The sequence below is a fragment of the Streptomyces sp. NPDC045678 genome (genome assembly GCF_056432085.1).
This window is the reverse complement of the sequence record NZ_JBWKJS010000003.1, coordinates 369185-383092: the sequence shown is the minus strand read 5'-3', so window position 1 is coordinate 383092 and position 13908 is coordinate 369185. Positions and strand designations below refer to the sequence as shown.

General features: G+C 71.2%; 10 protein-coding genes and 1 pseudogene. 8 read left to right on the top strand and 3 right to left on the bottom strand.

The window, feature by feature from the left end; all coding sequences use genetic code 11:
• Positions 1 to 61 precede the first annotated feature (61 nt).
• The gene (locus AC07DO_RS12665; RefSeq protein ID WP_479059099.1) at positions 62 to 2176 is read right to left on the bottom strand and encodes a PhoX family protein; all 2115 of its coding nucleotides are present in this window, start codon (positions 2174 to 2176) and stop codon (positions 62 to 64) included.
• Positions 2177 to 2452: 276 nt separating this feature from the next.
• On the opposite strand from AC07DO_RS12665, the gene AC07DO_RS12660 reads away from it, so the two are divergent.
• From AC07DO_RS12660 to metG, 5 genes are all read left to right on the top strand, one after another.
• Positions 2453 to 3889: a VWA domain-containing protein gene (locus tag AC07DO_RS12660; protein WP_479059097.1), complete on the top strand. Its 1437-nt coding sequence runs from the start codon at positions 2453 to 2455 to the stop codon at positions 3887 to 3889.
• A gap of 133 nt (positions 3890 to 4022) precedes the next feature.
• Positions 4023 to 4346, top strand: coding sequence for a trypco2 family protein (locus AC07DO_RS12655; protein WP_479059095.1), 324 nt, complete (start codon positions 4023 to 4025; stop codon positions 4344 to 4346).
• Between the two features lie 6 nt (positions 4347 to 4352).
• On the top strand, positions 4353 to 8603 hold the full coding sequence (locus AC07DO_RS12650; RefSeq protein ID WP_479059093.1) for a hypothetical protein: 4251 nt from the start codon (positions 4353 to 4355) through the stop codon (positions 8601 to 8603).
• Positions 8600 to 9064, top strand: a complete 465-nt coding sequence (locus AC07DO_RS12645) for a DUF4913 domain-containing protein (protein WP_479059091.1) — start codon at positions 8600 to 8602, stop codon at positions 9062 to 9064. The genes AC07DO_RS12650 and AC07DO_RS12645 overlap by 4 nt, the downstream gene beginning before the upstream one ends.
• A gap of 55 nt (positions 9065 to 9119) precedes the next feature.
• The gene (gene metG / locus AC07DO_RS12640) at positions 9120 to 10748 is read left to right on the top strand and encodes a methionine--tRNA ligase (RefSeq protein ID WP_479059090.1); all 1629 of its coding nucleotides are present in this window, start codon (positions 9120 to 9122) and stop codon (positions 10746 to 10748) included.
• A 93-nt stretch (positions 10749 to 10841) separates the two neighbouring features.
• Here metG and AC07DO_RS12635 read toward each other — a convergent pair whose 3' ends face one another.
• Both AC07DO_RS12635 and AC07DO_RS12630 read right to left on the bottom strand, forming a co-directional pair.
• Positions 10842 to 11195 carry a hypothetical protein gene (locus AC07DO_RS12635; RefSeq protein WP_479059088.1) on the bottom strand — a complete coding sequence of 118 codons (354 nt, stop codon included), beginning with the start codon at positions 11193 to 11195 and terminating at the stop codon, positions 10842 to 10844.
• 631 nt (positions 11196 to 11826) lie between these two features.
• Positions 11827 to 12241 (bottom strand): annotated as a pseudogene (locus AC07DO_RS12630) (ATP-binding protein).
• A gap of 236 nt (positions 12242 to 12477) precedes the next feature.
• Here AC07DO_RS12630 and AC07DO_RS12625 point away from each other — a divergent pair.
• The 3 genes from AC07DO_RS12625 to AC07DO_RS12615 are packed head-to-tail and all read left to right on the top strand — an operon-like array spanning position 12478 to position 13753.
• A complete protein-coding gene (locus AC07DO_RS12625; protein WP_479059086.1) occupies positions 12478 to 13329 on the top strand; it encodes a helix-turn-helix domain-containing protein in 852 nt (283 codons plus the stop codon).
• Between the two features lie 11 nt (positions 13330 to 13340).
• Positions 13341 to 13529: a DUF397 domain-containing protein gene (locus AC07DO_RS12620; protein WP_479059084.1), complete on the top strand. Its 189-nt coding sequence runs from the start codon at positions 13341 to 13343 to the stop codon at positions 13527 to 13529.
• A complete protein-coding gene (locus AC07DO_RS12615; RefSeq protein ID WP_479059082.1) occupies positions 13526 to 13753 on the top strand; it encodes a DUF397 domain-containing protein in 228 nt (75 codons plus the stop codon). The genes AC07DO_RS12620 and AC07DO_RS12615 overlap by 4 nt, the downstream gene beginning before the upstream one ends.
• Positions 13754 to 13908 lie beyond the last annotated feature (155 nt).

The window sequence follows — 13908 nt, the reverse complement described above, 5'->3', positions numbered from 1 at the left end:
CGCGCAACGTGAAGGGGCACCCCGCAAGAGCGGGGTGCCCCACAGCCGTACCGCAGACGGATCAGACGCCGATGTCGCAGCCGTCCTCGCGCCACACCGAGACGACCGACGGGCGGACGATCTTGCCGGGACCGTCGGGCCAGGCGCTCGCCGGCTTCTCCACGGACGCGCCGTCGATTTCGCCCGGGTGCTGCACGGAGACGAGGACGCGCCGGTCCTGGACGAGCGGCCCGCACGTCTCCGCGCCGGTCGGCATCGTCAGGAACTGCTTGAGCTCACCGCGCCGGTCGCCGCGCGTGGCGACACCGAACAGGCCGTCGTGCGCACCGAGTTGGTTGCCGTCGGTGGAGATCCACAGGTTCCCGTGCGGGTCGAAGGCGACGTTGTCCGGGCAGGAGATCGGGGAGACCCGCTCCTTGGGGAAGCCCGCGAAGTACGTGGCGGGGTCGTTCGGGTCACCGGCGACGAGGAACAGCGACCAGCCGAAGGAGGTCGCGTCCGCGCGGTTGCGGCGCTCCGTCAGCTCCAGGATCTGCCCGTGCTTGTTGAGGTTGCGCGGGTTGGCCTCGTCGGCGCCCGCCTTGCCCGCCTTGCCGCGGTCGGAGTTGTTCGTCAGGGCGACGTACACCTTGCCGCTGTGCGGCGACGGCTCGATGTCCTCGGGCCGGTCCATCTTCGTGGCGCCCACCTTGTCACCGGCGAGGCGCGTGAAGACGTACACCTCCTCGGCGGTCATGCCGTCGACGTGGCTGACGGCCTTGCCGCCGGGCCCGGCGGTGGCGAGCGGGATCCACGTGCCGCTCCCGTCGAACTCCCCGTCCTCCGGCAGCGTGCCCTTGCCGTCGATCTCCCCGGCCGGCGAGTCACCGGTCAGCTTGGCGACGTAGAGCGTCCCCTCGTCGAGCAGGCTCAGGTTGTGCTCGTGCGCGGCGCGGGACGTGCCCTTGGCGACGCGCTTGCTGCTGACGAACTTGTAGAAGTAGTCAAACTTCTCGTCGTCGCCCATGTAGACCACGGGGCGGCCGTCGTGCGTGAGGCGCGGCTGCGCGGCCTCGTGCTTGAAGCGGCCGAGCGCGGTGCGCTTGCGCGGGGTCGAGTCCGGGTCGTACGGGTCGAGTTCGACGACCCAGCCGAAACGGTTGGCCTCGTTGGGTTCTTGGGCGAGGTCGAAGCGGCGGTCGAACCGCTCCCACTTGCGCTCGGAGGCCTCGCCCGTGACGCCGTACCGCTTGAGGCGGGCGGCGGTCTTCGGGTCGGTCACCTTCGCGGCGTTGGCGAAGTACTGGTTGAAGTTCTCCTCGCCGTGCAGGGTCGTGCCCCACGGGGTGGTGCCGCCCGAGCAGTTGTTGAGAGTGCCGAGGACCGTGGTGCCGCGCGGGTCGGCCTTCGTGCGGACGAGCTCGCTGCCCGCGACGGGGCCGGAGAGCCGGAACCGGCTGGTGGCGGTGAGGCGCCGGTTGAGGTGGTGCCGGGAGACGGCGCGGAGCTTCCCGCTCCGCCTCTCCCCCTCGACCACGACGACGGAGAGGCCGTGGGCGGCCCAGGCGATCTCGACCTGCTCGCGGGTCGGGTTCGCGGGGTCGTACCCCTTGAACATCAGGATCTCGTCCGTGTACTCGTGGTTGGCGACGAGGACCTGGCGGCCGTGCTCGCGCCGGAGCGGCAGCAGACTGAGGAAGTCGTTGTTGTACCCGAACTGCCCGGCCTGGGCCTCGGCGGTCTGCTTCTCGGTGTCGAAGGCGGGCGCGCCGCGGAGGATGGGCTCGCCCCAGCGTATGACGACGTTCTGTTCGTACCCGTCGGGGACGGTGACGGTGTCGGCGGTGTTGGGGGCGACGGGCGTGAACCGGAGCCCCCGCGCCCCCTTGCTCTTGCTGCCCTTGCCGCTCCCGCCGTGGCCGTGCCCCGGGGCGGCGGGCACGGCGGCGGCGGCCTCGCCCGCCCCCGGCCCGGCCAGGACCGCGCCGCCCGCGGCGGTGGCGACCGTCACGACGGCGGCGGCGCGCATCATCGAACGGCGGCTGAGCGCACCGGCGATGACGTCGCCGACATACGCGTTGTCGCTGGTGTTCGGCACCTCGCCGAAGCAGGCGTCACCGCAACGGAACCGGCAGGTCAGGGCGGAACGGCCGCCGCTCCCCTGATGCGAGGTGATGATCGGCAGCAGCTTGGGCACGGGTCCTCCGTCGTTGTGGCTTGATTCCGCCGTGAGGCTAGGCGCGGGGTTCGGCACGGCGGCGGCCTGCGGGTGAACGGAGGGTGAATCCGTGGCGCATGGGAGGGAGTTGTGGCGCCGGACGCGTGGAGGTGCTCCGCATGGCTGCTCGGGCGGGTGGCTCGCGCGGGTGACGGGGGGCGACCCTGCCCAAGATCGCGTACTGCGGCGGCTAACCTTACGTGTCCGCCCTGGCCAGGGATTTTCGGGAATCAACTCACGCGAAGGGTTGCGCACATGGGCATTCTGAACCGCCTGCGGAACGCGTTCGGACGGTCACGCAAGGAGAGCGTTCCGGAGGCACGGGAGCCCGAGCGTGCGTCGACGCCCGAGCCCGGCTCGGACTCTCCCTCTCCCTCCGCCACTCCCGCTCCCCCGGAGCCGGACACGGCCGCCCCGGTCACGGTGACGGTCCCGTCCCCCTCGCCGGAGCCGAACCCGGCCCCGAAGGCCACGCTCCCGTCCCCCAGCAAGGAGCCCACCCCCACGGTGGACGACTTGGTGGCAGCAGCCTTCGACAACGTCACGGTCCCACCCCCCTCCCAGGAACGCCCCCCACGGCAACAGAACCAGCCGGAGGCTGAGCCGACTCCCGAGCCGCAGGCTGAGGCCACCGCCGAGCCGGAGTCCGGGCCCACCCCCGAGCCGCAGGCTGAGCCGACTCCCGAGCCGCAGGCTGAGGCCGCCACCGAGGTCGAGCCCGAGCCGGAGGCTGACAGCGCTGAAGCGGCGGCCGTTCCTGCTGTGGGCAATCGTCCCGCTGGGCGGGACGGGTGGGCACAGCCCCCGGTGCAGGGTGCCGATGAAGAGGGCACTCCGGTGGTCGAGCCCGAGCCGCAGGCTGAGGCCGCCACCGGGGCCGAGTCCGAGCCGGAGGCTGAGGCCACCGAGCCCGAGCCGCAGGCTGAGGCCGCCCCCGAGGTCGAGCCCGAGCCGGAGGCTGAGGCCACTGAGCCCGAGCCGGAGGCTGACCGCCCCGTCCCGGGCAACGGAAAGCCCGCCGTCCCCGCGGCAAGGGTACGAGCGAAGGCCCCCGCCCTCGCCACCGCGTACCGCGCCGCCGGCACCGCCCTCAAAAAGCACAACCTCACAGGAACCCGAGCCCAGGTCTACCTGGTCCTCGACCGCTCCGGCTCCATGCGCCCGTACTACAAGGACGGCTCCGCCCAGAGCCTCGGCGAACAGGTCCTCGCGCTCGCCGCCCACACGGACCCCGACGCCACCGTCCACGTCGTCTTCTTCTCCACGGAGATCGACGGCACCGGCACCCTGACGCTCTCCGAGCACGAGGGCCGTATCGACGAGCTGCACGCCGCCGCGGGCCGCATGGGCCGCACCAGCTACCACCGCGCGATCGAAGAAGTCGTGGCCCACTACGAGAAGTCGGACCACAAGGGCGAGCCGGCCCTGGTCGTCTTCCAGACGGACGGCCCCCCGGACACGAAGGGCGTGGCGACGCAGGCCCTGGCGGACGCCGCCGCGCACCCCCTCTTCTTCCAGTTCGTCGCGTTCGGCGACCACGACGCGAAGGGCTTCGACTACCTCCGCAAGCTCAAGGCGGACAACGCGGCGTTCTTCCACGCGGGCCCCGCCCCCCGGGAGCTCACGGACAAGGAGCTGTACGAGGGCCTGCTCGCGGCGTACCCCGAGTGGCTGGCACGCCAGGAGGCCTGACACCGGCACCGCACCGAAGGCGGGCCACGGAGCGACCCCTCGCCCCGTGGCCCGCCTTCGTCGCACCGTAGCGCCAACTGCCCCTCGTATTTATGGTGTTGGCACACGTACCGACGGCCCAGGGGGACCCGCGATGGTGGACGGACCGGAGCGCGACGCCGCGTCGGACGAGTGGCTCGACCTCGCCGACGCCCTGGACCTGCTCCGCGCCCAGATCGCCGAGTCCCAGCGCCGCGCCCGCACCGCGGACATCCGTTTCGACGTCGGCGAGATCACCGTCGACTTCGAACTGGAACTGCACCGCACCCGCACGGCCGGCGGCGGCCTCCGCTTCGCCGTAGTCCAGGCGGAGGGGCGCGGTGAGCGCACCCGCCGGGCCACCCAGCGCGTCAGCCTCACCCTGAAACCACGCGGCCCGGGCCCCGGGGACATCGCCATCGGCGACTGGCAGGAGTAGCCCGGCGTGGACGTCGACCGCGTCGTACGCATCGTGCCGAGACCCCCCGGCCCCAGCCACCCCCATATCCCCGGCCACCCCCAAACCCCCAGCCCCCCGCACAACCCCAACCCCAACCCCCGCCCCCACCCCTCCGGCACCGGCTACCTAATAGCCCCCCGCCTCGTCCTGACCGCCGCCCACCTCGTCCCGGACGACGCGGCCGCCACCCCCTGCGTCACCACGGCGGAAGCCTCTCCGTCCCGCTCCGCCCCGTCCTCGTACGCCACCACCCTGCGCTGGACCACGGCCCGCTCCGGCGCGGACGACGGCGGGCCGGACGCCGCTCTTCTGGAGATCACCGATCCCGCCTGGCAGCCGCCGCCCTCCTTCCAGGGGCGGGCCGGCCGGCGCCCCCAGCGCTGGGGGCGACTCGTCACCGACACGATGGGACAGCCCGTGTGCTGCCACGGCTTCGCCCGTGTGCAGCGCGACCCGCGGGACGGCGGTGCCCGGCTCGAACAGCTCGCCGCACGCGTCAACCCGCTGACCGGCTTCCCGGCCCCGCGGTACGAACTGACCGGCGCCACCGGCGCGTTCGGCGCCGCCCGCGGCACGGATTCCCCCTGGGCGGGCCTCTCGGGCGCCGCCGTCTTCACCGCGGAGCCCACCGCGACACCCGGCGAGCTCTGCCCCGGCGAGCTGCTCCTCGGCGTCGTCCGCGCGGACCGCGGCGCCGCGACCGGCGTACGGCTCGCGGTGACCAGGGCCGAGGACCTGCTCGGCGACCCGGACTTCCGGGCCGTCGTCAGCGCGCACAGCAACGGGCTGCCGCCCGAACCCGAGGCCGCGGAGCTCTCCGGTCTCCTCGCGCCCGTCGCCGCGCAGCGCGACCTGAAATCGCCGCTGACCGTGTTGCGCGCGGACGTGGAGGCGGTGACGTTCCAGGGGCGGCAGGAGGAGCTCGCGGCGCTGCGGAACTGGTGCGTGGCCGACGACTCCGCGCATCAGGTGGCCACCCTGGTGGGTCCCGGCGGCCACGGGAAGTCGCGGTTCGCGCGCGAACTGGCCGCCGGGCTGCGGGCGGAGGGCTGGGTGGCCGGCCGTCTCCAGCACGAGACGGCGCGCGGCGGCGGCGCCGGCACGGCGGACCTGCTGCGGCCGCTGCGCGGCGTCGTCCGGCCCACGCTGATCATCGTCGACTACGCCGAGACCCGGCCCGACCTCGTCCGCAGTCTCGTCGGCCTGGCCGACAGCGCCCGCGCCCGCTTTCGCGTCCTGCTGCTCGCCCGGTCCACCGGTACGTGGATGGACACCGCGCTGGGCCGCTCCGCCCTCTCGTACGGCATGCGGGACAGCACACCCGAGTTCGTGCTGCGCCCCCTGTACACCGCGCCAGGCCCTGCCGCCAAGGCGTTCCGGCTCGCCCTGGGCGACCTGGCCCAGGTCCTCGGGCAGGTACCGCCCGGCGCGCACCGCCTCGGCGACGTGGACTGGCCCGAGCTGGCCGCCCGCATCCCCACCCCTCGTCTGGCCGACGACCGCGAGACCCCGCTCTCCGTGCAGATGCGGGCCCTCGAGGCGCTGCTCGGGCACGCGGCCGGCGACCCCGTGGGCTCCACGAGCCGCGGCTCCGTGGAGCCCGCCCTCCTCGACCACGAGGCGTCGTACTGGTCGGGCACCGCCGCCGCCCTCGGCTTCGACGCCGACCACGACATCGACGACGCCCGGCTGCTCCGCAGGGCGGTGGCCGCCGCCACCCTGTGCGGGGCGGCCGACCGTGCGGAGGGCCGCGCCACGCTCGCCCGGCTGCCGCACACCGGCACCGTCCCCGTCGACAAGCTCGACCGCTGGCTCGGCACGCTCTACCCGGCCGCGCACGACCGTCACTGGGGCACGCTCCACCCCGACCGGCTCGCCGAGTACCAGGCGTCCGCCGAGGTCGTCGACGACCCCGGTCTGCTGCCCGCGCTCCTCGACGGCGCGTCCGACGAGCAGTGGACGCACGCCTTCACCGTGCTGACCCGCGCGGTCGTCGCGCACGCCAACGAGTCCCGCCCCGAGGCGGCGGGCGCCGTCCTGGCCCGGCTGCACCACGTCCTGGAACACATCGACGAGGCACCGGTGAGCCTGGCGGCCCTGCGCGCCTGTTCGGAGGCGCTGTCCTCCGAGTCGCACGTGCTGACCCGCCTGGCGCTGCGGACGGCCGAGGTCGTCGTGGACCGCCACACACGCCCCGGCACCCCGCCGCCCTCCGACGCCGAACGCGCCGGTGACCTGCAAAATCTCGCCCACCATCTGCGGGTCATGGCCGACTGGGCCGGCGCCGTGCAGGCCTCCGACACCGCGCTGAACCTGCGCAGACGCCTGGCACTTGAGGACCCGGAGACGTACGAGCCGGACCTCGCGGCGAGCTACGAACTGTCCGCGCGCGCGATCTCCCAGGCGAACCTGGACGAGGCACGGGACCGCATCGGCCGGGCGCTGCGGATCATGCGCCGCCTCCACCACAGGGACCCGGAACAGCACCGGCTCCAGCTGGTGCGCTGTCTGCGCACCGCCTCCTCCGTCGAGTGGTACTCGGGCGACCGCGAGGAGTCGGGCCGCCTCGACAACGAGGCCGCCGCGCTCAGCCGTCTCCTGGAGGAGTCCGAACCCGGACAGCACCTGGGGCTGCTCAGCCACATCCTGGACAGCCTGAGCATCAACCACTGGAACGCCAAGCGGTTCCCCGACGCGATCCGCATCACCAACGAGTCCCTGCGTCTCCTCGGCGAGCAGATGGCCGTCAACCCCGACGCGCACGCCCCGGCGTACGCGGCCGCCCTCCAGGCGCAGGCCCTCAACTACGACAGCACGGGCAGGCCGGTGGAGGCCGTCTCGCTGTGCCGCCGCTCGGTGGAGATCTACCGCCGGTACGCGGCGGACCACCCGGAGCTGTACGAGCGCGAGCTGGCCCAGGCCCTGCACAACCTGGCGCTCCTCGAACTGGACGGGGACGACCCCGCCCCGGCGTTCGCGCACATGCGGGAGGCCACCGACCACCGCAGGCGCCTGCGCGCCAGTGACCCGGGCGCCCGCAGCTCGCGCAACCTCAGGTCGTCCTTGTACTGGCTCGGCCAGTGGCTGCTGCGCGACGGCGCGACGGGTGAGGCCGCCGACGCCTTCCAGGAGTGCGCGGACGCGCTGCGGCAGGTGCTCGCGGCCGAGCCCCGGCCGGACACGCACGCCGACCTCGGCGACAATCTGGAACGGCTCGGCCGGTGCCACCTGCTCCTCGCCCGCGACGCCTCCGACGCCGGGGCCCGGCAGGACGCGCTGACCGCGGCGATGTGGGCGTTCAAGGACAGCGTGCGCCAGTACCGCACCGCCGCGGCCTGCGCGGACGACGCCCGCTCCTACGACGACGACCTGTGGGTCGCCGTCAGCGGCCTCGCCGACTGCTACCAGCGGTCGGACCTCGTCTCCCTGCAGCGTGCCCTCCTGCGCTCCGTCCTGCCCATGCTGCGCCGGCGCGCGGCACAGGACCCCCGCAGGCGCACCGCGCTCGCCTCCTGCCTCGCGGACCTCGGACAGGCCTACGGGGAGAGCGCCCGCCGACCGCGTGCCCTGCCCCTGCTCGAAGAGGCCGTCGCGCTGGAGGAAGCGGTCGTACGGGAGGAGGTACTCGCGGGCGAGGCGGAGCCGGACGCCGCCGCCCCCAACCTGCGCGCCTACCTGGTGCGGCTGCGGGAGGCCCAGTACGCGCACCTCAGGTACGCCGAGGCCGCGCGCACCGCGGAGCGGGTCGTCGACCTGCTCCGCCGCGAGCGGGAGGCCGACCCCGCCGTGGCACCGCCGCTCGGCCCGGAGATCGTCGAGCTCGCCTTCATATACGCCCACATCGGCCGCTGCGCGCGGGCCGAACGGCTGGCGGCCGAGGGGGTCGAGGTCACCCGGGCCGAAGCCGCCGCCGCGGACCCGCCGTACGACATCGGCGCCACGCTGCGGGTTCAGGCGCGGACCCTTCTGGAGTGCGCGCGCCGCACCGGCAGCATGCACACCGCGCGCGAGGCGCTCGGCCCGGCGGAGGCGGCTCTGGTCGCCGTGCGCGGCCGCCTGCACACCGACCCGGACCTCCACGCGTGGGAGCTGCGGGAGTCCACGTTCTGCCTCGCGGACGTGCTGGACCGGCTCGGCCGCGCCGCCGAAGCGGCCGACGTACGCAACCGCCTGGCGCCACCGCCGCGCCGTCACCCCGGCATCCGTGCCGCGACGACAGGAGAGAAGACCTCATGACCACGGACAACGGCCCGGGCCCCGCGGACGAGCAGGCCCTCAAGGACGAAGAACAGCGGTCCACGCTGGTCTTCACCTCCGTGGAGGCCTTCGTGAACGACTACCTGGTCCAGATCGTCCAGCGCAGGACCGACGACGGCAGCCACGTCTGGTGCCCGTCCTGGTGGGCCCACCCCGAGCCCGTCGCCCGCCTCTCCGCCCTCTGGCGTGCCTTCGAGTACCTCCGCCACGATCCGTCGCTCGGCATGTCCAACTGGTGGCTGCACCACGCCGATCCCCACCTGGCCGTCCTCCTCAGCCCTCGCGGTCCCTTCCACGCCTGCGGATCGGAGCTCGGCCACCAGGCCGGCGCGCCCATGCCGACGCTGCCCGTGCCGCCCGGCGCCCTCGACCACCCGGCCTTCACGCTGACGGACGAAGACCCCTTCCCCGGTGACCCGTGGAACCTGCCCACCTCGTGAGACCCCGCGGAAACCGATGTGAGTCGATCTTCGTCAGGCCGTTAGGATTTCGACCATGGCGGCCACTGGATCCGAGAAGCAGGGAGCGGGCGAGAACGCGAAGGCGTTCTACGTCTCGACCCCCATCTACTACGTAAACGACGCTCCTCACCTGGGCCACGCCTACACGACCGTTGCAGGGGACGTGCTCACGCGCTGGCACCGTCAGCGCGGCGAGAAGGTGTGGTACCTCACCGGCACGGACGAGCACGGTCAGAAGATCATGCGCACGGCCGAGGCGAACGACGTCACCCCCCAGGAGTGGTGCGACAAGCTCGTCACCGAGGCCTGGAAGCCCCTCTGGGAGCACCTGAACATCGCGAACGACGATTTCATCCGCACCACGGAGAAGCGTCACACGGACCGCGTGCAGGAGTTCGTCCAGGATCTCTTCGACAAGGGCGAGATCTACAAGGGGGGCTACGAAGGCCCGTACTGCGTGGGCTGCGAGGAGTACAAGCTCCCCGGCGACCTCGTCGACGGCGAGGGCGACTTCGAGGGGCAGAAGCTCTGCCCCATCCACAAGAAGCCGGTGGAGCTCCTCAAGGAGGAGAACTACTTCTTCAAGCTGAGCGAGTACGGCGACAAGCTCCTCGCCCTCTACGAAGCCAACCCGGACTTCATCCAGCCCGAGTCGGCGCGCAACGAGGTCGTGAACTTCGTCCGCCAAGGCCTCCAGGACCTCTCCATCTCCCGCTCGACGTTCGACTGGGGCGTGAAGGTCCCCTGGGACGACAAGCACGTCATCTACGTCTGGATCGACGCGCTCCTGAACTACGCGACGGCGGTCGGCTACGGCGCGAACGAGGAGAAGTTCACCTCGACGTTCCCCGCGAACGTGCACCTCGTCGGCAAGGACATCCTCCGCTTCCACGCGGTGATCTGGCCGGCGATGCTGCTCGCGCAGGGCCTGCCGGTGCCGGGTCGCGTCGCCGCGAACGGCTGGCTGATGGTCGGCGGCGAGAAGATGTCGAAGTCGAACCTGACGGGCATCAAGCCGCAGGACCTGACCTCGCACTTCGGCGTCGACGCGTACCGCTGGTACTTCCTGCGCGCCATCGCGTTCGGCAGCGACGGCTCGTTCTCGTGGGAGGACTTCACGGCCCGCTACACGAGCGAGCTGGCGAACGACTACGGCAACCTCGCGTCCCGCGTCGCGGCGATGGTCGGCAAGTACTTCGGCGGCGAGCTGCCCGCGGCGACGGCTTCCGGCGACGCCGAGCAGGCGGTCAAGGACGGCCTCGCCAAGGCCGTCACGACCGCCGACCGCGCGATCGGCGAGGAGCTGGACTTCCAGGGCGGCATCCTGGCGATCTTCGACTTCGTGAAGCAGGTCAACGGCTACATCACGGAGCAGGAGCCGTGGAAGGTCGCGAAGGACGACAGCCCGGAGGGCAAGGCCCGCCTGGCCACGATCCTCTACACGGCCGCCGAGTCACTGCGCGCGGTGGCGGTCCTCCTCAACCCGATCATGCCGGACACCTCCCAGAAGCTCTGGGACTCCCTCGGCGCGGAACCCCTCCTGGGCGCCCTCGCCGACCAGGACGTCCGCGCCGCCGCCACGTGGGGCACGCTGCCCGCGGGCGCGACGGTGACGAAGGGCGCGGTGCTGTTCCCGCGCCTGGAGGAGAAGCCGGCCGCGTAACACTACGCAGCGCTGTGCCGGGAGGTCCCGGTGCTGCCCCCTGATTCACGGGGGCGGCGCCGGGACTTTCCCGCATCAGCGAGCGGATACAGGTCAGGCTTCGTCGCCGTCGAAGAGGTCGGCGGCGTCGGTCACGTGCAATGCCCGCTGGGTCCAGGCCTTGAGCTGATCCATATCGGTACAGGCGCTCACCCGCTCACGAACCAACGGCGGCACGGGAAGCTCCCGCGCTTCGAGGATCTCCAGGACCACATCGGCTCGATCCTCGGCCCTGCCCTCGGCCCGACCCTCTTCCCGACCCTCTTCCCGGCCTTCTTCCCGGCCCTCTTCCCGCTCCTTCACCGCGAACGGGTGGTCGAAGAAATACTTGGTCGCCGTCATCAGTTCCTCCCAGATCTCCTTCGCCCGGGGGTCCACCAGACCGGACCGGGTGAGCTGTGCGAACATTCCCGCCGCTTCGCGGCGCGAACATTCCCGCCGCTTCGCGGTCGATCGTCTCCAGAGCCGCAGCCAGTGCCTCCAGTATGGCGGCGGAACCCGCTCCCCTTCCATGTGTAATCGCCGAGAACACTGCAAGGGGGACATCCCTCTCGGCCTCATGCCGGTCCGTGATCACCGGCACGTTGTCCGGCCCCAGGACCAGTGGACGAACGGTGAGCGAGGACCAGCCCGGCAGCCCGAACTGGATGGGCTTGGCAGCCCATCGAGCGGTCGCCGCGCTCTGCGTCACGACGATCAGAACCGGCTCGCAGTGGTACTTCTCGTAGAGGTACGAGAGGTAGTACGGCCAGCTGCCGCGCTTCGCCTCGTCCTTCTTGCCCTGTGACTCGATGACGAACAGGTAGTTGCCGTCGGCGGTGTCCACCCGTAACAGGGTGTCGCAGCGCCGCTCGACCGGTTCGATCTCCGTGAGGTCCACGTCGAGAGTCATGATGTCCACGGGTTCCGGAAATGGAACGTGGAGCAGGCGCTGAAGGGATCGGACCAGCAGAGCCGTGTCCTTCTGGAAGATCCGGTGCATCGCTTCGTGTGACGAGCTGACCATCGGTTCTCCTTTCTGTTCGGCATGATCAACGAGCTATGCCGCATTTAGTTCGCACCAGACGTGCTTGCCGGGCTCCGCGTCCTCCGGGTACCAGCCCCAGCCGTCGGCGAAAGCCCGCACGAGGTCGAGGCCCCGGCCTCGCTCGGCGTCCACGGCGGCGGCGCGTGGCGGCGCGTGGCGGCGGGGCCGGTGGCGTCGGGTCGGCGTCCCACGCGCCGATGCGGAGGACCCCGTCGGCGCAGCGGACGCGGAGGGCGGCGGGGCCCTTGGTGTGGCGTACGGCGTTGGACACGAGCTCCGTCGCCAAGAGCTCTGCCATAGCGATGAGTTGTGGCAGGCAGTGCAGGGCGAGGATGAGGCGGAGGGCGCGGCGGCAGATCGTGACGGCGCGGAGGTCGTGGGGGATGTACAGGGTGTACTCCCAGGGTTCGCTTTCGCTTCCAGGCATGCGAGAACTCCTGTTGGGGGTGTGGGGAGTTACCGGACGCGGCGGATTGTGGGCGGTGGCAGTGGCACCCTCGTCATGGCATGACGAGGGTGGTGCGCTTCCGGGATCCCGGTTCTCGCAGCGTGTGCGACGCGTCACTGACGGTATTTCCTAACTTTAGGAAGCCGCAAGCCGTTGCCGTACCCTGACCCCCGAACGGGGTACAGGCACTGGGTAGTTGGGACGAGGAGGAATTCATGCCGCCAAAGAGGCATCTCACTGCCCGGAGGGTCCGACTGGGTGCCGAGCTGCGCAGACTGCGCGAGGCGACAGGCATGAAGGCTCGGGACGCCGCCGCGCTGCTCGGAGCTGATTCGGTGCAGATGAGCCAAATCGAGTCCGGCGTCGCAGGCGTGAGCGCCGAACGCGTGCACCGCCTCGCCGCCCATTACACCTGCACGGACGAGGCCCTGATCGACGCCTTGAAGGCAATGGCGACCGACCGCACCCGGGGTTGGTGGGAGGAGTACCACGGAGTACTCCCACCGGTATTCCTTGACGTCGCCGAGTTGGAGCACCACGCGACATTCCTTCGCGAGGTGGTCATCACGCACGTCCCGGGTCTTCTACAGACTGCAGACTACGCCCGGGCGATCTACTCGTACATGGTCCCGGGGCTCCCTGCGAGCGAACTCGACCCGCGCGTGGAACACCGGATGAGGCGCAGAGCCGTGATCGAGGGGGACCACCCCACCCCGTACGAGACGGTCATCCACGAATTCGCCCTGCGCATCCGTGTGTCCGACCGCCATGTCGCTCGCGCACAACTCCGCGAGATCCTGGATCAAATCGAGGGTGGCTACGCAACGGTGCGCGTTGTCCCCACCGACCAAGACGGATTTGCCGGAGCAGGAGCCTCCATGATGTACACCGGCGGCCCCGTACCCCAACTGGACACCGGGCTACGGGATGCCCCCACGGGCACCGCGTTCATTGATGCCGAACCGCAGCTGAATCAGCTTCGAACATTGTTCCGTAAGGTGGAGAAGGCGTCGCTCGAACCCACGGCGTCTCGGGACTTCATCCATCGTTTGTCGAAGGAACTGTGAGGCGCATCCCCATGACCCCGGCTCGGCACTGGCAGAAGTCCACCTTTTCCGACGGCGGTGACGGCAACACCTGTGTGGAGCTAGCCGCCACCGGCCCGCAGATTTACATACGCGAAAGCGACACCCCCACCGCCGAACTCCTCACCACCCCCGCAACTTTGGCCAGCCTTTTGCGCACCATCAAAGCGAGCGAACAATGAGCACCGCCACCTGGCAGAAGTCGTCCTTCTCCGGCAGTGGGGACGGCAATGCCTGCCTGGGACTGGCCGCCAGCGGGCCCCACATCCGCCTCCGCGAAAGCGAAGACCTCACGACGGAACTGACCACCGCCCCGGAAACCTTCGCGTGCCCTCCGGGCCGGGAAGCCGCCCAGCCGGCAGCCGTAGCGTGGAGGGGAACGTTTCCTCCGCACACGAAAAAGTGATCGCCTTCCCGAGTGGGAAAACTCGGCCCTCGATCCGCCCAGCTTCCTCACATGGTCACATCGCAACACGAGGCCTCGCACAGGATCCTCCCGGAGCGCCGCGTCGAGACCCTGCTCCGGATCAGCGCCCCGAACGGCCGTAACCCGAAAGCCAC